The sequence below is a fragment of the Reticulibacter mediterranei genome (assembly GCF_016587455.1).
Genome location: NZ_BNJK01000001.1, coordinates 5376552 through 5398613 on the forward strand (window position 1 = coordinate 5376552; position 22062 = coordinate 5398613).

The 22062-nt window shown below is 53.3% G+C and carries 16 protein-coding genes; 11 read left to right on the plus strand and 5 right to left on the minus strand.

What is annotated here, in order from left to right; translation table 11 throughout:
- Positions 1-11: 11 nt before the first annotated feature.
- The gene (locus K3T83_RS23130) at positions 12-677 is read left to right on the plus strand and encodes an HAD family hydrolase (RefSeq protein ID WP_220205292.1); all 666 of its coding nucleotides are present in this window, start codon (positions 12-14) and stop codon (positions 675-677) included.
- Between the two features lie 5 nt (positions 678-682).
- On the opposite strand, the gene K3T83_RS23135 is transcribed toward K3T83_RS23130, so the two are convergent.
- Positions 683-1759, minus strand: coding sequence for a TRM11 family SAM-dependent methyltransferase (locus tag K3T83_RS23135; protein ID WP_220205293.1), 1077 nt, complete (start codon positions 1757-1759; stop codon positions 683-685).
- 112 nt (positions 1760-1871) lie between these two features.
- On the opposite strand from K3T83_RS23135, the gene K3T83_RS23140 reads away from it, so the two are divergent.
- Entirely contained in the window at positions 1872-3416 is a 1545-nt protein-coding gene (locus K3T83_RS23140; protein ID WP_220205294.1) for an NAD(P)H-hydrate dehydratase, read from the plus strand.
- Positions 3417-3789: 373 nt separating this feature from the next.
- On the opposite strand, the gene rplI is transcribed toward K3T83_RS23140, so the two are convergent.
- Positions 3790-4260 carry a 50S ribosomal protein L9 gene (gene rplI, locus K3T83_RS23145; RefSeq protein WP_220205295.1) on the minus strand — a complete coding sequence of 157 codons (471 nt, stop codon included), beginning with the start codon at positions 4258-4260 and terminating at the stop codon, positions 3790-3792.
- Between the two features lie 253 nt (positions 4261-4513).
- Between rplI and K3T83_RS23150 the strand changes: the two genes are divergently transcribed.
- Positions 4514-5248, plus strand: coding sequence for an SRPBCC family protein (locus tag K3T83_RS23150; RefSeq protein ID WP_220205296.1), 735 nt, complete (start codon positions 4514-4516; stop codon positions 5246-5248).
- 20 nt (positions 5249-5268) lie between these two features.
- Here K3T83_RS23150 and K3T83_RS23155 read toward each other — a convergent pair whose 3' ends face one another.
- Positions 5269-6480 carry a hypothetical protein gene (locus tag K3T83_RS23155; protein ID WP_220205297.1) on the minus strand — a complete coding sequence of 404 codons (1212 nt, stop codon included), beginning with the start codon at positions 6478-6480 and terminating at the stop codon, positions 5269-5271.
- A gap of 229 nt (positions 6481-6709) precedes the next feature.
- On the opposite strand from K3T83_RS23155, the gene leuA reads away from it, so the two are divergent.
- Together leuA and secG are read left to right on the plus strand one after the other, a co-directional pair.
- Positions 6710-8377, plus strand: coding sequence for a 2-isopropylmalate synthase (leuA, locus tag K3T83_RS23160; protein WP_220205298.1), 1668 nt, complete (start codon positions 6710-6712; stop codon positions 8375-8377).
- A gap of 262 nt (positions 8378-8639) precedes the next feature.
- On the plus strand, positions 8640-8879 hold the full coding sequence (gene secG, locus K3T83_RS23165; protein ID WP_220205299.1) for a preprotein translocase subunit SecG: 240 nt from the start codon (positions 8640-8642) through the stop codon (positions 8877-8879).
- Positions 8880-8986: 107 nt separating this feature from the next.
- Here the strand turns inward: secG and K3T83_RS23170 are convergent, their stop codons facing one another.
- Both K3T83_RS23170 and K3T83_RS23175 read right to left on the minus strand, forming a co-directional pair.
- Positions 8987-11161 carry a serine/threonine-protein kinase gene (locus K3T83_RS23170; protein WP_220205300.1) on the minus strand — a complete coding sequence of 725 codons (2175 nt, stop codon included), beginning with the start codon at positions 11159-11161 and terminating at the stop codon, positions 8987-8989.
- 319 nt (positions 11162-11480) lie between these two features.
- Positions 11481-13619 carry an alkaline phosphatase family protein gene (locus K3T83_RS23175; protein ID WP_220205301.1) on the minus strand — a complete coding sequence of 713 codons (2139 nt, stop codon included), beginning with the start codon at positions 13617-13619 and terminating at the stop codon, positions 11481-11483.
- 522 nt (positions 13620-14141) lie between these two features.
- On the opposite strand from K3T83_RS23175, the gene K3T83_RS23180 reads away from it, so the two are divergent.
- The 6 genes from K3T83_RS23180 (at position 14142) to K3T83_RS23205 (ending at position 21912) form a co-directional block, all read left to right on the plus strand.
- The gene (locus K3T83_RS23180; protein WP_220205302.1) at positions 14142-15071 is read left to right on the plus strand and encodes a 4-hydroxy-3-methylbut-2-enyl diphosphate reductase; all 930 of its coding nucleotides are present in this window, start codon (positions 14142-14144) and stop codon (positions 15069-15071) included.
- Between the two features lie 101 nt (positions 15072-15172).
- Positions 15173-16360: a polyprenyl synthetase family protein gene (locus tag K3T83_RS23185; RefSeq protein ID WP_220205303.1), complete on the plus strand. Its 1188-nt coding sequence runs from the start codon at positions 15173-15175 to the stop codon at positions 16358-16360.
- A gap of 90 nt (positions 16361-16450) precedes the next feature.
- Positions 16451-17827 carry a family 2B encapsulin nanocompartment shell protein gene (locus tag K3T83_RS23190; protein WP_220205304.1) on the plus strand — a complete coding sequence of 459 codons (1377 nt, stop codon included), beginning with the start codon at positions 16451-16453 and terminating at the stop codon, positions 17825-17827.
- Positions 17828-17942: 115 nt separating this feature from the next.
- Entirely contained in the window at positions 17943-20183 is a 2241-nt protein-coding gene (locus K3T83_RS23195; protein ID WP_220205305.1) for a terpene synthase family protein, read from the plus strand.
- A gap of 72 nt (positions 20184-20255) precedes the next feature.
- Positions 20256-21629, plus strand: a complete 1374-nt coding sequence (locus K3T83_RS23200) for a family 2B encapsulin nanocompartment shell protein (RefSeq protein WP_220205306.1) — start codon at positions 20256-20258, stop codon at positions 21627-21629.
- Positions 21610-21912: an SDR family NAD(P)-dependent oxidoreductase gene (locus K3T83_RS23205; RefSeq protein ID WP_220205307.1), complete on the plus strand. Its 303-nt coding sequence runs from the start codon at positions 21610-21612 to the stop codon at positions 21910-21912. The genes K3T83_RS23200 and K3T83_RS23205 overlap by 20 nt, the downstream gene beginning before the upstream one ends.
- The last annotated feature ends 150 nt before the right edge of the window (positions 21913-22062 follow it).

Sequence of the window (22062 nt, forward strand, 5' to 3'; positions counted from 1 at the left end):
GGAACTGATCAGTGATTGAGGAAAAGATGCTCAAAGGGATTATCTTTGATCTGGATGGTACGTTAGCGAATACCCTTCCCCTCTGTGTGCGCGCGTATCAGCAGGTGTTGCTTTCGTTATTTCAGCGTGAATACACAGCTTCAGAGATTATCGCCCACTTTGGACGTTCGGAAGATGGTATCTTACAGCAGCTTGTGCCGGATCAGTGGGAGATATCTTTTCAACACTATCTGATTGCCTATGAGCAACTACACTGGCAATGTCCCGAACCATTTCAGGGGATCAGGAAGCTCTTAGATCTGCTCAAGCAGCAGCACGTGGCGCTGGCTCTGGTGACAGGAAAGGGGCGGCAAACGACCGATTGCACTCTGCGCTATCTGGGCCTGACTGAGTATTTTCACCCTATCGAGGTAGGTTCGGCCAATGGCATAGTCAAGGCAACCTGCATCCAACGCGTTTTGGACGAGTGGCAGATCCCCCCTCAGCGTGTCGCCTATGTGGGCGATTCGGTTGTTGATATGGAAGAGGCGCATAAAGCGGCGGTCTTGCCCTTGAGAGCAGCCTGGGGAGGGGGAGCTTTCTCCGACACCGGCAAGGATGCGCCATATGCCTACGCCACTTTTCGCTACGTCGAGCAGTTCATGGCCTGGATCGAACAGTATGTGGAGGCGCAATAAGCTTATTATTCTTCCGCCACAGCAACGAGAATATCACGCTTTTTGATCACACGATCAACGGTATGGGTGAATTGCGTATAGGGTGGATCGTTGCGGACATGCAACCTCGTGTGGCGCTCCACAAGCTCTATCATAGCCTCGCGCTCGATGCGGGTGGCATGCCAGGCCAGCGCGATAGTCCCACCAGACAGCAACAGGCGTTCCCATACCGGGAGAGCCTGGTTGAGCAGGGCTGAGATTTCGCCGAAATGCTGGATGCCGTAGGGTAAGTCTGCGACGATGGCATGCATGCGGGAGCCACCGGGCACCTCTCGTAGATGTTGATCGGCCTCGCGCGCATCGCCATGTGCCAGCACAAGAGTCTGCGTCTGACCCTTTGGTCCGATCTCAAACTGAAAGCGTCGTCCCGCTTTGCGCCCGCGCTCGTCTCGCTCTTTGTAGGGAATGTGTGCAGTATTCAAATATTGTTTGACAAAGACGGCGGTCGTTTCAACATCGTGCTTCTCAATTTCAATCCCGAAGGCATCGTAGCCATAGGCCAGCGCGAAAAAAAGCGTCGTGCCGCCCCCCGCCAGCGGATCGAGAATCCGCAGCCGCTCACTATAATCCTTGCCATATTTGCCAGCAAAGAGCGCAACATTGAACAGAACGCGCGTGAAGATCTCGTTCGTCTTGCCCTTATAGCGGCGCGTCTCGGTCATCTCCAGCGGCACGGATGGCGTAAAGCGTGGCTCTATTGGACGCAACAGTGGACCTTGAATGCTGCCGATCAGGTCAAAATATTCGTATGCCTCGCTGGTTGCTCCCAGATGTGAAAGAATGGCGAGGTGCTGTGGTTCTGCCAGCATCTGTTCATCGACGGTGGCAATCAGGTAGCGCTGGCCGCCCAGCGTTGTCGCTGTCACCTCTTGAATATGTTTGCTCAGCGGACTGGCGAGCAGTTCTGGCAGCGCCAGCATCTCCGTCATATTTGCGTACTGAGTGCTGCGTTGAGGCGTAATTTTTAGCGCAAGTTTCATGTCAGTGAGTATAACATAGATGCGCCAGCTCCAACCAGCCTTTTTTGCCCTTCCCACTTGCATGTCTACAGATTACAATACCTACTAGCAGATAAAAAAATACCCAGAAACATAGCTGTGGAAAGATCTGAGCCGTATAGAAAACGGTTGGAGTAGAAAAAGTTGGAGGCTCTGTATGCATATTGTCACGGTTGCGGAAATGAGAGCATTGGAGGAGCAGGCAGATCGTCAATATGATCTCTCCTCGCACATCTTGATGCAGAATGCAGGCAAGAGTGCAGCTGACATTTTTGAAGCTCATTTACTCCCTCATCATTCAATGAATGGTCTTGAAGTGTTGTTTCTGATCGGCCCTGGGAATAACGGTGGCGATGGTCTGGTGATGGCGGATCATCTGGTCGAAGCGGGAGCGTTTGTGAGCCTGTATCGCTGGAAAGAGCGCAAATTGACTGTGCGGGAGCAGGATATCTCCGAGGCTGAAACGGTCAGCGAGTTAGAGTCTGTGCTTCAAAGTACCGATTACATCATTGATGCACTGCTCGGCACCGGCCACTCGCGCCCATTGCCCGATGATATGCGCGCTCTACTGAGACGCGTCGAGCAGGAACGGGAGCGGCGTGCTTCCTTGCGTATCGTCGCAATCGATTTGCCAACTGGCCTTAACCCTGATACGGGCGGCGTTGATCCCGGGACGATCCATGCCGATATCACGATCACGCTGGCCTGTCCCAAACTGGGCTTCTTCTTTTTCCCGGGACGTGAGTATCTGGGAGAGCTATATGTTGGAGATATTGGTCTGCCTCCCGAGCTAGAGAACCATCTCACGACCGAAATGTTGACCGACAAGCAGGTAGAGGATTTGTTGCCGGGTCGCAGCTTGAATAGCAATAAAGGCACCTTCGGGAAGGTAATGCTGTTTTGCGGCTCTCCCCCGTATCCTGGCTCGGCCTATCTCGCAGGTACAGCTGCGGGACGTGTCGGTGCTGGCCTGGTCACGCTGGCTGTGACAGAGCAGATGTTGCCAGTATACGCCGGCAGCTTCCACGAAGCCACGTTTGTTCTCTTTCCACCTGAAGATTCGGGGAGTTTTCAGCGCTCGCAAGAACTGATCACCCATCTACCAGGATATCGCTCGCTGCTGATCGGGCCTGGGCTGGGGCAGTCTCCTAATACCCGTGAGGTTATTCTTCAGATCCTGGAGCATTTGCGCAATCAGCCAGAAGAGAAGCGTCCTCGTCTGGTGATTGATGCTGACGGATTGAATAATCTTTCGGCCCTTGAACACTGGTGGACGCTTTTGCCATCGGGAACGGTCATTACTCCGCATCCTGGGGAGATGGGACGCCTGTGCAATGGGTTGAAGGTCTCCGGGGGCAATATTGATCGCCTGGAACTGGCGCGCGGCAAGGCGAAAGAGTGGAATGTAACGCTGGTTCTCAAGGGAGCCTGCACGATTATTACCGATCCGGCAGGCAATACGCGTATCAACTGGCAGGCGAACCCGGCTCTGGCAACGGCTGGTACCGGCGACGTGCTGGCTGGTATGATTGGGGGCTTTCTGGCACAGGGTTTATCCCCGTTTGATGCCGCTGGAACTGGCGTCTACCTGCATACCGCTGCCTCTGAACTGGTCAGCGCGAATATCGGCGATGCGGGTCTGCTGGCCTCAGATCTCTTGCCCCAGATCCCACGTGCAATGGTACGGTGCAGACAATCCTGAGCGTACTGAAGAGGCCAGGTTGCTCTGGACTCTTTTTCTGTTCTTAATGCTATATATTCATATATAATAATGGATTTGTGTGCTACTCAACAGAATAATTGTGAAGTAGCATATATTGCTGCTAGGATAGAGGGGTGTATAGTACATGGTGTCGAAAGTACATAGGACGGTACATCGACAACGTAGATCCTCTCTCCTACCTGATCGGATATCCCCCTCGGGACGGGTCGCATCTTTCTGCTCAGAGATGCGGCCCGTCCCCTTTTTATCGTTACGACAGTACAAATAAAAAAGGTCGCTATTGCAGCGTTCCTGATAGGCATCAGGGAGATTGGCAATAGACGACCAGTTCATAGTAGGATGCTACTGATGTTTATTCAGCAGTGGCAGTTTGCTCGGATTCGTCAACGATATTGACGGTGATCTTTGGCTCGACTTGCGAGGCAACTTTTACTGGTACACTGAATGTACCCAGCGTGCGAATAGGCTCTGGCAGCTCAATGGTGCGGCGATCCACTGTGACGTTTTCGGCATCGCGCAGGGCCGAGGCAATATCCTGGCTGGTAATAGAACCGTAGAGACGACCCTGACTGCCAACTTTTGCTTTGAACGTAAGCGTAATCTGGGCCAGGCGCTCGGCCAGCTGTTTATTCTGCTCGGCCAGCTTTTCCAGCTTACGCTGTTCGGCAGCAATGCGCTGCGAACGATTTGCAATCAGTCCAGGGGTTGCTCCGGCAGCCAGACGACGCGGCAAGAGATAGTTACGGGCATAACCGTTGGCAACATCTTTCAAGTCACCGGCTTTTCCCAGACCTTCAACATCTTGTAACAGAATGACTTTCATCGAACAGTGCTCCTCACAGAGGCGAGGGACAAAGACCCGTCTACCTCCTCACGCAATAATATCGGCTGTAAGTATACACCTTGTCATCGGCAAACGCAAGTCTGAGCCATGCGCTGATTTCCTGACCTACCCATCTGGTTCTTAGTAGCCTTCACTGTTGCAGGCTGCTATCTTCTCACCTATAATGGCAACAATTGTTCTTTGAATTCTGACGGGGCATGCGAACTCATCTTTGTAAAGGATTTTTTTGACGATGAATATTGAAGGAACGTATACACTACAGGCACCGCCGCGTATTGTATGGCAGCGCTTAAAAGATAAAGAACTGCTTCAGCGTGCTTTTCCTGGCCTTGTCCGTTTTGAGCCGGCAGGTGACGATGCCTATGAGATTGCTCTGCAAGTCACCTCTTCTCCTCTCAACGGCACCTATTATGGCCTGGCTCACGTTACCGAGCATGTGCAGCCTCACTCCTATCATGTCATGATTACCCCGGGTACTGATAAGTCGCAAAACACGTTGAGCGGCAATGGCGGCGTCCAGATCAGCGAGCGTGATGGTAATACCATTATCGTCTATCAAGGCTCCCTGACGTTGAGCAAGCGAGGCGCGCGGCTCTCTCCTACGGTAGTTAAAGGTGCGGCCAAATTGTTGTTGCAGCAATTCTTTACGGTACTGGCGGAACAGCTTCGCCTACAGGACGTTCCTCCTGCAACCAGGGCTGCATATACATTGCAGATAGACGATACAGCCGAAGCAACGGTGGTGAAACAGCCCGGTGGCAATATTGTGATTTTGCCCCAGATCACAGCCGAATCCTCACAGGAGGAGCGCGGGTCTATCTTGCGTACCCTTGTGCGTTTATTCCATCTTGGCGAAGGTGATCCTGATGAAGAGGAGCGCTGGGCCAAGCGTATTCGTCGTGCCGGGATCATCTCCGGTTTCCTGGTTCTCGTGTTGCTTGGTATGCGCTTAGCCAGAAAAAGATAATGAGCCGAAAAGTGTGAGAGCTACGGCTCGATAATTGAGCGCAGGCGGGCTTTCCAATCGCCTTCATCACCCGGAACGCTCGCCTCGTCGCTGGTTTCAACCACCCAGCTGCGTAGACCTTCAGCCGTCTTTGAAGGGGTTGCGCGCTGCTGGCGTCCTCCCCCCTTGTCTTCCAGATTACGTAGCGCGGTCTGAGCTGATTTGCGCACATCATGCACCGGATCTTGCAGCAGCGGAACGATCAGATCGTGAGCCGATTTGATGCCGAGCCGACCCAGCGCTCGTGCGCTCCCCGCTCGCTCGTCAGATGTATGAGCGTGCAGCAGCGGAACGAGATCAGGTGCCAACTGTACCAGCGAGAGATCGGCAATGAGACGCAGCAGACGGTTGCGTCGCATTGGATGGGTTACGTTAGTCAGCGCTGCACGGCAATCGGCATAGATCTGCGCCTTGTTGAGAATAATGCCCTGTGCTCTGGCCTCTGCCACCGCCATTTCTGGCGAGGTATGGACAGTTCCATAGAGAAATGGCTCGATCCATACAGAAACGGCCTCTGGCTGGTTGCGGTTTTCGTGGAGCTTTAAAATATCATGATAATATTGATCAAGCCAGTAATAGAGGGCGAGCGTTACCTCTGCATCGCGGGCGGCATAAGCGATCATGGCAGGGGGCAGGGGGCGACGAGTCCAGTCGGTGCGTTGCAGGCTTTTATCCAGGCGAATCGCGAAGGCACGATACAGCATGGCCGCTAGCGATGACTCGTGCTGACCAAAGATCGAGCGGCTGGTTGCTTCCAGATCATAATAATGGGCCACATGCAGGCTACGTTCGGCCATGACGCGTATATCGGCCCCGGCTCCATGCAGTAGAATGCTAATATCCGGGTTCTCTATGACGGCTTTCAAGGGAGTAAGATTGTGTAAACGCAGGGTATCCACCACAAAACATTGCTGATCGATGGCTAGCTGAAGGAGGGCCAGACGAGGCACAGAACTGCCTCCGTCGTTTTGAGAGCGTGGGCGTCCCTGTGTAAATTCGGCGTCAATCGCCACGACACGCGCTTGCTTGAGCGTGTTGACTGCGTGCTGTAACTGATCAGGGCGCTCAACCCACTGGCGTTTGCTCTTCTGGGGTGGGTGTCCTGGTGGGGGCGTTGAGCCAAGGTAGCCAGGTGCTACCTCATTATTCTTATCGGGGGGTTCTGGTCCTGTACTTGCTGCCTTCTCACTCAATTCGCTATCATTCTACCTTCTAAATGAACGGTATCCCACTAATGGTGTATACCATACACTATAACATACTCAATCGATTTAGTACAGCGGGAATTGTGTTTTTTCTCTATCTGGCTGAGAAAGAGATGAGAAGAATTTCCCGGTCTGCTTTTTTTAAGGACAGGGTGTTGTCCTATACACTATAATAAGGGGAATCATTAGTAATGTAACAGGAGGGATACAGGGCGGTATGCAAAAGGGACGTATTACCAGATATCAACCATTTCCGCTCATTGACTTACCGGATCGGCAGTGGCCCTCTCGGTCCATTGTTGCCCCGCCGATCTGGTGCAGCGTAGATCTGCGCGATGGCAATCAGGCGCTCCCCATTCCTATGAGTGTGGAGGAGAAGCTGGAGATGTTCGATGTCCTGGTGGGCATCGGCTTCAAAGAGATCGAGATCGGCTTTCCTTCGGCCTCTCAGATCGAATTTGATTTCACCCGTCGCTTGATCGAAGAGCAACGCATCCCTGACGATGTCGTCGTACAGGTACTGGTCCAGGCGCGAGAAGAACTGATTTATCGTACATTTGAGGCGTTACGTGGCGCGAAAAAGGCGATTGTTCATCTCTATAACTCAACCTCCCCGATCCAGCGTCGCATCGTATTTGGGATGGACAAACCTGAGATTCTCGGCATTGCGGTACGGGGCGCGAAACTGGTGAAAGAACTGGTCCACAGCTTGCCAGAGACGCAGGTTATTTTCCAGTATTCGCCCGAAAGCTTTTCGGCAACCGAAGTGGATTTTGCCCTGGAGATCTGCGAGGCCGTTGTCGATGTGTGGCAGCCGACGCCAGACAACAAGATCATTCTCAATCTGCCCGACACGGTGCAATACGCGACCCCCAATGTGCATGCGGACCAGATCGAGTGGTTCTGCCGCCATATGCGCAATCGTGAAAACGCGATCATCAGCGTGCATACACATAACGATCGTGGTACGGGTGTTGCCGCAACAGAACTGGGGCTGATGGCTGGTGCTGAGCGCGTCGAGGGAACGTTGTTTGGCAACGGCGAGCGGACTGGTAATGTCGATATTGTGACAGTAGCGCTCAATATGTATATGCAGGGCATCGATCCGGGCCTGGATTTCAGCAATCTGGCCGCGATTCGCGCCGTCTATGAGCGTTGTACACGCATGGAGGTTCCCGTGCGTCAGCCATATGCGGGTGAATTGGTCTTCACGGCCTTCTCTGGCTCGCACCAGGATGCAATTAAAAAGGGGATGGATGCGCAAGATCCCACGCCGGGCGCGTTGTGGGAGGTGCCATATCTGCCCATCGATCCACGAGATCTTGGGCGCTCCTATGAAGCGATTATTCGCATTAATTCGCAATCTGGCAAGGGTGGTGTTGCGTATGTATTGGAGAGCGAGTTTGGTCTGCATCTGCCAAAAACAATGCATGTCGAGTTTGGCAAAGTGATTAAAGCGCTGGCTGATGCACGTGGCAATGAGTTGTCCAGCGCGCAGATCCACGAGGCATTTGCGCAGGAGTACCTGGAGCAGGAGGGGCCGCTAAAGCTGGAATCCTTCCACAGCGAAGATCTGGCGGACGGAGATGGCTCGGTGGCATGCGTTGCTCGCCTGCGTATCGATGGTGTGTTGCGCGAGGTGCGTGCGCAGGGGAATGGTCCCATCGATGCCTTTGTGCGTGCGTTGAACCAGGAAGATATCGCCGCCTTTAAAGTGCTCTCCTATGCCGAGCATTCGCTTGGTCAGGGAGCGGAGGCGCAGGCAGCTGCTTATATTCAGATCCAGATGGAGTCAGAAAAGAGTCTCTTTGGTGCGGCCATCGAGACAAATATCGAACTTGCCTCCGTCAAGGCGGTACTCAGCGCCTTAAATCGCGTCCTCTAATATCGGGAACGATGGTTGTGTATGGCAGGGGTGACGGCTTGTCCTCGCCCGCCACGCTGCCTGTGTAGGCGGGCGAGGACAAGCCGTCGCCCCTGCCATATTCGGCCTCACCTCAGAGGAGTTCGTGGGTGCTCCACAGATGAGATTGATGCGGACTCGACGGTTCTGAGAATGTATGTTATAATCGTCGCCATCTGGTAGAGAGTACCAATCATAGTGGGTACGGTTTCTGCAAGGTCGAGACGAAAGAGAGGAAAAACTCTTGATTCAGCAATGGCTTCCGGCGATCCGCGTGGTCCAGATTGTGCTGAGCATCGCCGTGATCGCGTTTATCCTGTTGCAGGTACGCAGCGCAGGACTTGGTAGTGCCTTTGGTGGCACGAGCGCTGGCTCTGTGTTTAAGACGCGGCGTGGCGTAGAGCGTCTGGTGTTCAATATTACTATCGTCTTCATCGTACTCTTCTCCGTCATATCCGTAGTGAGCGCGGCCCTCATTCGCTAGCTTCTATTCAGGAAAAGAGCATTCTATGGAGATGCGGGACAACGCATCCAGCCCATATTTGCAATAGAAATATGGGTAGGATGTTTTTTGGCCCTTTTCACTTCTCCTCAAGCGGACCAGATCTGCACCGTTTTGTCAGTTCCGCCTGATGCGAGATATTTGCCGTCCGCCGACCATGCCACTGTATTCACTTCGTTGCCATTATGCCCCTTGTAGGTGTAGATGTCGCTGCCATCGTTAGCTTTCCAGATGCGAATCGTTCCATCAGCGCTGGCCGAAGCGATCTTCTGACCATCGGGCGACCATGCGATGGCGAGGACTGTATCGCTGTGTTTTTGGTAGGTGACGACTGGACTGCTGCCGCCGTTGAGCGACCAGATACGTACTATATCATCTGCACCACTAGACGCAAGCAGTGTACTGTTAGGAGACCAGGCAAGCGCTCTGACAGAGTCACTGCTCCCCTCTAAACTGGCAATAGTTGCCTGACTGCTCGTATTTTTGTTGCGCTTGTTATTGCCTTCTTCGCCATCGCCGTTATTCTGGTTGATAAATGTCGTGGGAGTCCATACGCGGATGGTCCTATCGTCGCCCGCTGAGGCAATATAATGTCCATCAGGCGACCAGGAAACGGCCCATACCTGTTCTGTGTGCCTGACAAAGACGCCCACGTCGTTGCCATTCTGTGCGTTCCAGAGACGCACGGTGGCATCCCGACTTCCTGACGCAATCAATTGTCCATCGCGCGACCAGGAAACGGCGCGAACATCTCTGGAGTGGTGGTCGTAGCTGAAATCCAGCCCGTCCTGTTGCGCCGTCCAGACATGAACGGTATTATCTTCACTGGCGGAGGCGATGAATTGACCATCGGGCGACCAGGCAACGGCGTCGATGACATCATCGTGGCCTGTATAGCTGTGAATATCGGTTCCCCCGTTAGCGTGCCAGACGTGAACCGTCCTATCTTTGCTCCCGGAGGCAACGATCCTGCTATTGCCGGGCATCCAGGCAACGGTGGTTACGACATCGTTGTGTTTGGCGTAGGTGGTAAGGAGCTTACCCGTTGTGGGTGATGGTGTAGGTGCTGGTGTCCTGGTGGTTTGCGTTGTTGCCTGATTATTAGCGCTGGGGGAGAAGAGTCCGGCTTGACTGACGGCCCAGGCCGCCGCTCCTGCAATGCCCACCGTCGTTAAGCCTGCCAGTCCAATAACCACTGCTCGCCGCGAAACGCCTCCACCTGGCTGCTGCTGTGGTGGAGTCGCTTGTGTATGATTTTGTTGCGCCTGCCCAAGAGGGATGAACGTTGTCTGGTCGTTATTGGCAGGGGCTATCTGTTGACGTGGAGACCTGCCGGGACCGCGCAGCACCAGCACTTGTTGGGGCGATGCATCGGCGAAGGCGTCGGCAAATTCGGCGACGCTGGCGAACCGCTGTGCCGGATATTTTGCAAGCGCCTGGAATACGACCTGTTCCAGCGCAGGAGAAATCTGCGGATTGCGCTTGCACAACGATGGGGGCGGGTCTTGCATATGTTGTGTGGCTATCTGCGAGACGGAGCCGGTGAAGGGGCATTCTCCGGCCAGCCATTCATAGGCGATGACGGCCAGAGAATACTGGTCGCTAGCTGGAAATGCGTGTCCCTGGAATTGCTCCGGCGACATGTAGGTTGCGGTGCCGATGATTTTCTGATTGATGGTTGGATGCGCGTTTTGGAGCATGGTCGCGATGCCAAAATCGCTCAACAGAATATCATTTTTGCGTCCAATCAGCATGTTTTCTGGTTTGACATCACGGTGAATGACCTGCTGATCGTGACCGTGTTGAAGCGCATCAGCCACCTGTTTGAGATAGGGAATGATCGTGGCGGGTGCGAGGACCGATTCCTTCGGGTGGCGTTGGCGCAAGGTGCCGTTAGGTGCATAGTCCATGACGATGAATGGGATACCGTTTTGCACATCAAAGTCGAAAATGGTGACGATATGGGAATGATGCAAGCGTGCGACGATGCGCGCCTCTTCGCGGAAGGTCAACAGATCTTTGGAAGAGAGTCGCGTGCGTAAGACTTTAATGGCGGCTTCGGTGCCGAGATGAATATGTTCGCCGAGATAGACATCTGCAAATCCACCCTGCGCGAGCAGGCGCATCAAGCGATAGTTGCCCAGTTTTTCTCCGGTCTGTAGCAATGGCTGTGCTTTTCCCTGATTGCCAACAGGAGTAGGAGGAATGGGCGTCTGCGTGGCTGGTCGCCGCGCGACAAATTGTGTGTTGTTTTCATTATTCATAGTATTGTTTCATTATGGGAAATAGTCAGACCCGCTATTATGAATGTATGTACAAAAACCGATTCTCCCTATTCCTTAATACGAATGAACTATGAGATTGTTACCATTGAGAGCGTTTGTGGTCCTTATAGGATAAAAATATCATCACTTTTTGACCGGTTCGGCTCTCACCAGATGAAGACGATAGCTGCTATAAGGGTGTAATAAATTAATAAAGGTATGAAGATAAAATCGATTGGAAAAGCTAGTTTCGATAAAGGACCATTCAAAAAGGCATGATTGCGTCATGCCTTTTTGAATGGTCCTTTATTTCAGGAGGTTATTTACTGCTTGCCGTCTGTTTCGAGTTGGTTAGCAAGCTGTTGCCCTGATTGGTGAGGGTTGTGGCTTGCTGCGTGTCGTCACCGCTGGCAAATTCGACCTTCTCCAGCAGGACGATGATGTGCGAGGCGAGTGCGTCCCGCTGGGTGTTGATCTGCTGAATTTGCTTCTCCAGCTTTATATAAGTGGCATCGCCAGTTGAGCTGCTTGCCAGCGCTCTGGTTGAGATTGGCAGCGTGTCCAGCGCTAATTGCCCGACCGAGGCGTTGATCTGCTTATAGACTCGTGCCAGTCCAATATAATAGTTGAGATGAGCACGAACGGCGGCAGGCAGCGCGTTAGAGGTTAAGGCCTCGAAGAGAACGCGTCCATCGTGGCTGTAGTCGTCTTTGAGACCGAGTAGTTCCAGCATGGTTGGGCGAATATCAGTATGGTCCGCCCAGATGCTATCGTTGATGCCGAGATGTTGCACGCCCGGTCCAGCGATACCAAGCCAGGTGCGGTTGATATCTTGCGAGACATCGCCATGATTCCAGGCAAATGTCGGAACTTCGGCGAGGCAGGGAGAGTCACAATTGGCGGCTCCGGTGAAGACGAAGTAATCGGGATTGGCAAACATGGTGAAGGTGGGCGTGCGGGCAGGATCGGCGGTAATCATATGCAGCAGCTTCATCTCCACTGGATCGGCCATGTAGTGTGAGACTAGCTCTTGTTTGCCGTTGAGCGGATTGGTCACGGTGACACTGGCGGCAGCCTGCTCAAAGGTGCGGGTGACGCTGGCATCTCGGGCGGGATTGCCGGTAATGTAGATGGTGGGCGCGGAGTCGGCATGGACGGTGAAAGGCGTCGTGATCTTCTTCTGCGTTGCCAGCAAGCCGGTCAGGTTGGCGTTTAGCTCACCGATTTGACTGTATGTGCAGGGGATAGTCACGCCGTTACAGTTGGCCGGAGTTGGAGCGCCGCCCACAAAATGGTCGCCCTCATCGGCGGTTACAACGAACAGGGTATTGCTGGCGTTGATGCCATCTTTTGCCAGACGTGCGAAAAATTTACCAAAGGCCGTATCATATGCTTTGAGCGCGGCCACGTACCCGGCTTCACCGGGGCCATAGGCGGGACCACTGGGATGGCGATCATGGGCGTCCGATACGTAAGCATAGGTAACGGGAATACCATGCTCCTGCATTGCCGCAATGTAGGCCAGCGAGACGGAGGCGCTCATGCCATCGAAGCCGGGGAAGCCAGGAGTCCCGTTGGCGTTTTGAATGATGTTACCATCAAGATCGGTAAGAGGTCCGTTGGGACTGATCTGTGGCGCGACATATTTATGACCGAAAAGACCTTTGTAGTTGTTGTAGCCGCCCGGCTCATCTGGAAGCAGGTCTGGTCGGCCAGATGCACAGACGGGATTTGCCTGAGCGCAATGAATGCCAATCCCTACAAAGTCAGATGTGGCCTGAGTCGGATTGCTTTTCACCTCCTGAGCTTCCGGCGAGTTGGCCCCAAAGACGGTGGGAATGTCAACGCCGATATTTTCCAGCACAGTATTCGCAGTCCCGGCTGAACCGAAGTTGCAGCCTGTACGCGTGTATGGCACCCAGGGGGCTGGCGCGTTTTTGCCATTTGCGCTCAGCATGGTGAATGTTGTGTCAGTTGGCGTCGGGCTACTGTCGTTCACCGGAGCTGTCCAGTAGGCGAAGGTGCCAGCAGAAGAGGTAGTGCCGTCAGGTTTGAAATAACGATAGCTATTGCTGACCGGTTGACCATGACGATCACCATAGACGCCAGTGAGCGAGGTCAGAATATCGTCGCCCGTGTGAGCGATGAGTGGCGTGTGATTGTTTGAGAGCATGGCACCGTTATTTTTGATGAAGTTGAGGAGGTTGGGCATCTGCTCTAGATCAGAAGGAACGTTGGGATTATCTCGTGATAGATGTACATTGTCGAAATCGATGTAAATAACGTGTTGAACGGTTCCCTGCGGCGCATGCAACTGACAAGTACTACTCGCGGCATGGACGGTGGAATTCACCTGTGATGGTGCGAACGTTCCCATTCCTGGAAGCAATACCAGTGCAGCGGCTAGAGCGGCTATCCATGCGAGTGGAGGTTGCCAGCGTCCTGACAAAGCTTTCATCCTATTCTCCAATATCCATTCTTGAAAAGTAAGAGCGCGACACCATTGAGCAAACGCTCTTACTACAAAGTGGACAAACTAAGTAGATGCATTAGAAAAGATAGGCCCTCACAATAGAGATAAGTTACATCATGTAGTATAGCATATAAAAAATTTATATTGTATGTATCTAAAAGGATTGGTGGGTAATAGATGGATAGAAGAATGAGAAGTACTTATAGAGTCAGAGCTCTCAATCAAAAGCGCAGTTGAGATTTCTGCCTTGTTGTGAAGCAAGTTAAGAGTCGCTAACTTCTGTAGTAGCAGCAGCTAACTGGTCGCGAGCGGTAAACGGTTTGCTTGTCTCTTCATCATTATGATCTGCTTTTTGTTGATTTGTAATACTGTTTGCTTGTTGGCAATATCAAAAATATGTGTTACTATATGTGCATCAGGTATTATCAACTTCATACGATGTTTCACCGGAGTGTGCGCTCATGATCTGCACACTCATGGGAGTTGGGAGAGAAAAGGAATGTGTGGATGGAAGTGATCAAGGTTAGCCCCAGAGGTTATTGCTATGGAGTGGTCGATGCCCTCCAGGTGGTCCAACAGGCGATCAAAGACGCCAGCGTCCCGCGCCCAATCTATGTCCTCGGTCAGATCATTCACAACCGTCACGCCGTTGAAGCATTGGTCGCTCTGGGGGTAATCACCCTGGATGGTCCTGACCGGGTGAACCTGCTTGAACAGGTGGTGGGGGGAACGGTCATCTTCACGGCACACGGCATTTCTCCTCTGGTCAAAGCACGTGCCAGAGAGAGAGGCTTACATTGTATTGATGCTACTTGTCCCGATGTTACGGTGACCCATCAACTCGTTTCCATGCTGGCTCAGCAAGACTATGTCATTCTCTACATCGGCAAGCGTGGGCACCCTGAGCCAGAGGGAGTTCTGGGAGAAGTTCCTGGACAGATTTTCCTGGTCGAGAATGAGGCCGATGTGGATGCACTTGCCCCCGAACTACGACAGCAAGAGCGATTAGCAGTGACGACTCAAACCACGCTTTCCCAGTGGGATACAAAACAACTCATTGCCTATATCAAGGAGCAGTATCCTCATGCCCAGATTCACATTGATATCTGCTCCGCCACTCAGAAGCGTCAGGAGGCGGTGGCTTCTCAGGTAAAAGGAGCCGAGCTGACAATCGTGGTGGGAGATCCGCGGAGCAACAATACCAATCGGCTGGTGCAAGTTTCTGAGGAGGTCGCAGGCGTCCCGGCAGTGCGGATCGAGGATCTTTCTCAGCTTCGGACAGAGTGGCTAGCTGGGAAAAAACGAATTGCTGTGACGGCGGGAGCCTCAACGCCGAGCTACTTAACACGTGAGGTCATTCGTTACCTGGAAGCCTATAACCCGCACACGGCACAGACAGAGATTCTGGTGCATATGCGAAAAGGGGATGGGGAATGATGCGGCGATTAGCCAGGCGGGTTGTCATACAGGTGAGTGGAGTAGCAGAATATTCTTGAGATGGAGAGCTGGATAAAGAAAGTGGAAAGAGAGGAGTAAATATGACATTTCGGGTGTCGAAGACCTATCTGTTCACTCGCTATGTGGAACTGCTTCAAAACGCGCTCTGGGGAGAGATAACACGGTTGAGGAAGCCCCCCTCTTCTCTCGTGATCCCTGGGCTTGACACCTTTTATGGACAGATGGGATATCATTTGGGCTGGCTGGATGCCCAGCTTCTACCCGTTCAACCGCAGACAGGTAAACTTTTGAGGCCGACCCTCCTCTTGCTGGCCTATGAGACAGCAGGTGCCAACGGGTGCGCTTTCAAGCGGGAGGAGAAGCTCCATCTGGGGCGCGCGTTACCTGCCGCCGTAGCCATTGAACTCTTCCATAACTTCACGTTAGTCCACGATGATATCGAGGATGGAGACCGGGAACGTCGTCATCGCCCCACAGCCTGGGCCGTCTTCGGCACTCCTCTAGCTCTCAATCTGGGTAATGGACTTGCCAGCCTCAGCCACCTGACGCTCCTCACACTCTTTGACGAAGGCGTGTCTACGGACCTGATTGCTCGTCTCGGATTGTGCTTTGATCAGACCGCACTCGCCGTCATAGAGGGGCAGCACCTGGATCTCTGTTTTGAAACACAAGAACAGGTTACGATTACGCACTATCTGGAAATGATTACACGCAAGACGGCTACGTTAATGGCTTGTGCGACAGAGATGGGAGCCATGCTCGGATGCAGTGATGAGCCGACCATCACCGCCCTCCGCCAGTTTGGGTTGCATCTGGGAACCGCGTTTCAGATCCGTGATGATCTGCTGGGGATTTGGGCAACACATGCAGAATCGGGCAAAACGCCTGCTGGGGATTTGCATCGCCGCAAAAAGACCCTTCCCGTATTACATGCCATTCAGCATGCATCTCCACAGGATCACGACTGGTTGCGTACGTTCTACTCTCAGCAAGAAGCGCCCAGGAGTGAGCAGGTGGGACAGGTTCTCTCAATCCTGGAACATACGCGCAGTCGGGAATATTGCCAGCACTTTCTCGCCGAACATTGTCTGCTGGCACGCGATGCACTCAGACGGGTGCCCGCTCCAACTGTTCCTCTGGCGCAAGAAGCTATTGCCGATCTTGAGGCATTGGTTGAGTACGTCTCAGAAGAACTCTGGCCAATAAAAACAGGAGATAAGGCAGCAGCGCAAGAGCAGGCGCTTCCCCTTAAGGCAGAGCCTGAATAAATTGCACCAGGAAATATTTTTTTCTTGAAGGATCGATTTGAAAACATCATATCCATTCCGTAAATCTTACGGATAGAAAGTAAGTGAGCTATGGTAGAAGAATTGAAACAGCAGATGAGTTTGGACATCGCCGCAGCGCGGACGTTGACCACTACCACCAAGTCTGTGCCACAGATGCAGGAGATTACTTCCCGCTGGCTTTTGCGGATACTTCCCTGGGTGCAGGTGTCAGGCGGTACCTATCGGGTGAACCGCCGCATGAGTTATGCCCTGGGTGATGGTCTCTTGACCTTCACCTCCAATGGAACCCACGTTCGCGTTATTCCTGGCGAACTGATGGAGTTGCCCTGGTTGCAAGGATTGGACGATGCAGACCTCTTGAATACCCTGGCCGATCGATTTGTGCAGCAAGAATTTGAGTCGGGAGAGATGATCGTGCAAGCCAATCAGCCAGCCGACCGGATTGTGCTGATCGCCTATGGCAAAGCCAACAAACTGGGAACAGGAAAATATGGCGATCAAACGGTGCTGGAGATGTTGGCAGATGGAGAGTATTTTGGCTCTCCCTCGTTGCTAGCTGGCAACTGGCCCTACACAGTGCAGGCGGCCACCCACTGCACTGTGTTGTCCTTACCGTCCCACACCCTGCAAGAGCTGCTCAACCAATCGCCGAAGCTGCGTGCCCAGGTCGAGTTGGCGCAGGAAACGGCCCAGAAGCCGCAGAATCGGTATGGGGAAGCGGCGATAGATCTGGCCTCGGGCCACGAGGGAGAGCCTGACTTGCCAGGAACGTTCGTCGATTACGACGACTCCCCGCGAGAATATTCTTTAAGCGTGGCCCAGACCGTCTTGCGCGTCCATACTCGGGTCGCCGACCTGTATAACGAGCCGATGAATCAGGTGGAACAGCAACTTCGCTTGACGATCGAGGCGCTGAGAGAGCGCCAGGAGCATGAACTGATCAACAACCGGGAGTTTGGATTGCTGCATAATGTAGACCGCAAACAGCTCCTCCAGACCCGAGTTGGTCCGCCGACTCCTGACGATTTCGATGAGATGCTGGCTCTGGTAAGAGACGCAGGAGCCTTCTTCGCTCATCCCCGCGCCATCGCAGCATTTGGCAAAGAATGCAATCGCCTGGGGCTTTATCCTCAAACGTTGTCCATACATGGAGGGACAGTACCCTCATGGCGCGGCCTTCCTATTTTTCCCTGCAACAAAATTCCCGTGACCGAGGCTAACTCCAGTTCGATCCTGGTCATGCGCACAGGCGAGGAAAATCAAGGCGTCATTGGTTTGCATCAGATTGGCATTCCAGACGAATACCAGCCTGGTTTGTCCGTCCGGTTTATGGGGATCAACGAGAAGGCAATTATTTCCTATCTCGTGAGCGCCTACTATTCTGCCGCGATCCTTGTACCTGACGCGCTTGCCATACTTGAGAATGTAGAAATCGGACGCTCTTGAAGCGGCTTGTTAGATAAAAGGGAGAGAAACCGCTAGCAGGAAGCCGGTCTCTTAGCCATTGTTGGCCGAGTTGCCGCGAAGGAGAGGCCGGCTCCATTTCCGAGAGATAACAACTATGCAGCAACCGTTTGAGTTACCAGAGTTTTACATGCCTTATCCGGCCAAGCTGAATCCTCATTTGGAAGAGGCACGCACGCATTCCAAAGCATGGGCACGCGCTATAGGAATGTTGGATGTGAAACAGCCTGAGTCTGGCACCATCATCTGGGATGAGGCTACGTTTGATTCGATGGACTACGCTCTGCTCTGTGCCTACACCCATCCCGAGTCCCCCGGCTCTGAGCTTGATCTAATCACCGATTGGTACGTGTGGGTCTTCTTCTTCGATGATCACTTCTATGAAATGTATAAGCGCACTCGTGACCACGCCGGTGCTAAAGAGTATCTCGACCGACTACCGCAATTCATGCCCCTCACGCCTGCCGATTCGCCTCCAGAGGCTGTGAACGCCGTCGAGCGCGGCCTGATTGATTTGTGGTCTCGCACTGTGCCGTCCAAATCCGCAGACTGGCGGCAGCGTTTCTTCGAAAGCACCAGGAATCTTCTTGCAGAATCGGCCTGGGAACTCTCGAACATCAGCGATAGCCGGGTTCCAAATCCGATCGAGTACATTGAGATGCGCCGTAAAGTAGGTGGCGCACCCTGGTCAGCAGATCTTGTCGAGCATTCCGTCGCCGTCGAGGTTCCGGCGCGCATTGCCGCTACCCGCCCCATGCGCGTACTCAAAGACACGTTTTCCGATGGCGTGCATCTGCGCAACGACATCTTTTCCTATCAAAGGGAGACCGAAAGCGAAGGAGAACTGAATAACGGGGTGCTGGTCATGGAGCGGTTCCTTGAGGTCGCACCGCAGGAAGCCGCCAACGTGGTTAATGACATATTGACCTCGCGCTTACACCAGTTCGAGAACACTGTCTTGACCGAATTGCCGCTCCTCTTTGAAGAATACCACCTGAATCCAGACGAACGGCAGCAAGTGTTGACCTATGTGAGAGGTTTGCAGGACTGGCAGTCTGGCGGCCACGAATGGCATATGCGTTCCAGCCGGTACATGAACGCCAACGTCAGCAAGGCACCTGCCATAATGAGCCTCGTTGACGGACCCACTGGTCTGGGCACCGCCGCAGCGCGGCTTGGCCTCACAGGAAGTGCTTTTGGGCTGCGATCAAGAAGCTACACTCATATTCCATTCCAGCCGGTAGGACCGCTCAAAATGCCCAAGATTGATATGCCGTTTCCGGCACGTATGAGCCCGCACCTGAACTCCGCCCGACAGCATATCAAGCAATGGGCTGCCCAAATGCACATGCTAGACGTGTTGCCCGGCCTTCCTTCTTTTGCTATCTGGACCGAAGAACAACTGATTGCCTACGATTTTGCTTTGTGCGCTGCAGGTATCCATCCCGATGCCTCCAGTGCGCAGCTCGATATAAGCACAGAGTGGCTTACCTGGGGCACCTATGGCGACGACTTCTTCCCTAAGGTCTTTGGCCGAACCCGCGACTTTGCAGGCGCAAAGCTGCAACGCGAGCGTTTATGGCTCTTTTTGCCATTAGACCGCTCTTCCACCACGCCTCCGCTCAACCCTTTGGAAATGGGGCTGGCTGATTTGTGGCGGCGAACCGCTGAGCCTATGTCTACAAATGCGCGGCGTCAATTCCAGCAGAGCATCCAGGAAATGACCGGCAGCTGGCTGTGGGAGTTAGCCAACCAGATCCAAAACCGGGTGCCGGACCCTGTGGACTACATCGAAATGCGCCGGAAAACCTTTGGTGCCGACATGACCAGAAGCCTTTCGCAAATAGAGGTCGGCGACAACCTCCCGGCTGAGATTTATGGCAGCCGTCCGATGGTCAACCTTGCAAATAGCGCCTGTGACTATACCGGTTTAACCAACGACTTATTCTCCTATCGTAAGGAAATCGAGTTTGAAGGCGAAATTCACAACAGCGTGCTGGTGATTCAGAAGTTCCTCAATTGTAGTGCCCAACGTGCTCTTGATATGGTGAATGATCTGATGACCGCCCGAATGCGCCAGTTTCAGCGCATCGTAACCCTCGAATTGCCCGCCTTGAGCGACGATTTCAAGCTCAATGTCAATCAGCGCAACCGGCTACACCAATATGTTATATCGCTTCAAGATTGGATGTCCGGCGTCTTGAGATGGCATGAAATGTGCCATCGCTATCCAGGGTTTGAAGATTCGGCTTCCCAAAGCAAAAAGCAATTCTTTGTTCCTACGGGCTTGGGGACATCTGCCGCGAAAATCCGCATCTTCTCCGGGGCCATGCCCTGAAATGAGGGTGCTTCATGCAACTTATTCAAAAAGGTCATATTTCGTGGGTCGAAAAGAGAAAGTGGGTGAGCTATGGTAGAAGAATTGAAACAGCAGATGAGTTTGGACATCGCCGCAGCGCGGACGTTGACCACTACCACCAAGTCCGTGCCGCAGATGCAGGAGATTACTTCCCGCTGGCTTTTGCGGATGCTACCCTGGGTGCAGGTGTCAGGCGGCACCTATCGGGTGAACCGCCGCCTGAGCTATGCTCCTAATGGGAGTCTCTTGACCTTCACCTCTAATGGAAGTGAGGTTCGCGTGGTTCCAGCTGATCTGGTGAAGCTGCCCTGGTTGCAAGGATTGGACGATGCAGACCTCTTGAATGCCCTGGCTGATCAGTTTGTGCAACAGGAATTCGAGCAGGGAGAGGTGATCGCGCAAGCCAACCAGCCAGCCGACCGGATTGTGCTGATCGCCTATGGCAAAGCCAACAAGCTGGGAACAGGAAAATATGGCGATCAAACGGTGCTGGAGATGTTGGCAGATGGAGAGTATTTTGGCTCTCCTTCCTTGCTGGCTGGCAACTGGCCCTACACAGTGCAGGCGGCCACTCGCTGTACTGTTCTGACGCTACAGCGCCAGGCATTTAGAAAGCTCCTTCGCAAATCGGAAAAGTTGCGCGCCCAAGTCGAGTTGGCGCAGGAAACGGCCCAGAAGTCGCAGAATCGGTATGGGGAAGCAGCGATAGATCTGGCCTCGGGCCACGAGGGAGAGCCTGACTTGCCAGGAACGTTCGTCGATTACGATGCCGCCCCGCGAGAATATCCCTTGAGCGTGGCCCAGACCGTCTTGCGCGTCCATACTCGGGTCGCCGACCTGTATAACGAGCCAATGAATCAGGTGGAACAGCAACTTCGATTGACAATCGAGGCGCTGAGAGAGCGCCAGGAGCATGAACTGATCAACAACCGGGAGTTTGGATTGCTGCATAATGTAGATCGCAAACAGCTCCTCCAGACCCGAATCGGCCCGCCGACTCCTGATGATCTCGACGCATTGTTATCACGGCGCAGAAGGACTCATTTCTTTCTTGCTCATCCCCGCACTATCGCTGCATTTGGCAAAGAATGCAACCGCCTGGGGATTTACTCGCCTGCTGTCGAATTGCATGGCGTCAAGGTGGCGGCATGGCGGGGAGTGCCTCTGCTGCCCTGCAACAAAATTCCTATTACTGGTAACCATGTGACCGCTATTCTTGCGCTGCGTACAGGCGAGGAGAATCAAGGCGTCACTGGCCTGCATCAAACCGATATTCCAGACGAATACCAGCCTGGTTTGTCCGTACGGTTTATGGGGATCAACGAGAAGGCAATTATCTCCTATCTCGTGAGCGCCTACTATTCTGTCGCGATCCTTGTGCCCGACGCGCTTGGAGCCCTGCTCAATGTGGAAATCAGTCGCTAGGGAAATGCTTGGGAACAGTAGCGACCATGGTCTTCTGCTGAATGTCACCGCACTGACAACGCTCGCGCAATTAGTTGTTCCGCCAATGAGGAGGCAAGGAGAGGGTCGCATTATCGCCATCTCCTCTATCTTCGGGCGCGAGTCTGGCCGCAGGATGCCCTATAACGCACTCAAAGCAGCCTCAATCAGCTTGACAAAATCGCTGGCTCGCGACCTGGCAAAAGACCGCATCCTGGTCAATAGCGTGGCACCCGGTTCTCTCCTGTTCCCTGGCAGCTCATAGGAGCGCAAATTCCACTGCAAGGAGGAGTGGAGTATGAAAGCCAAATGTCCCTATTTCTCACTAGCATTTTGCTCTGGTATAAGTTACTCTGCAGGTAGCATCCTCTGACAAGAGAGGGGACAACACCGTGGGATACGGGTAATGGTCAGT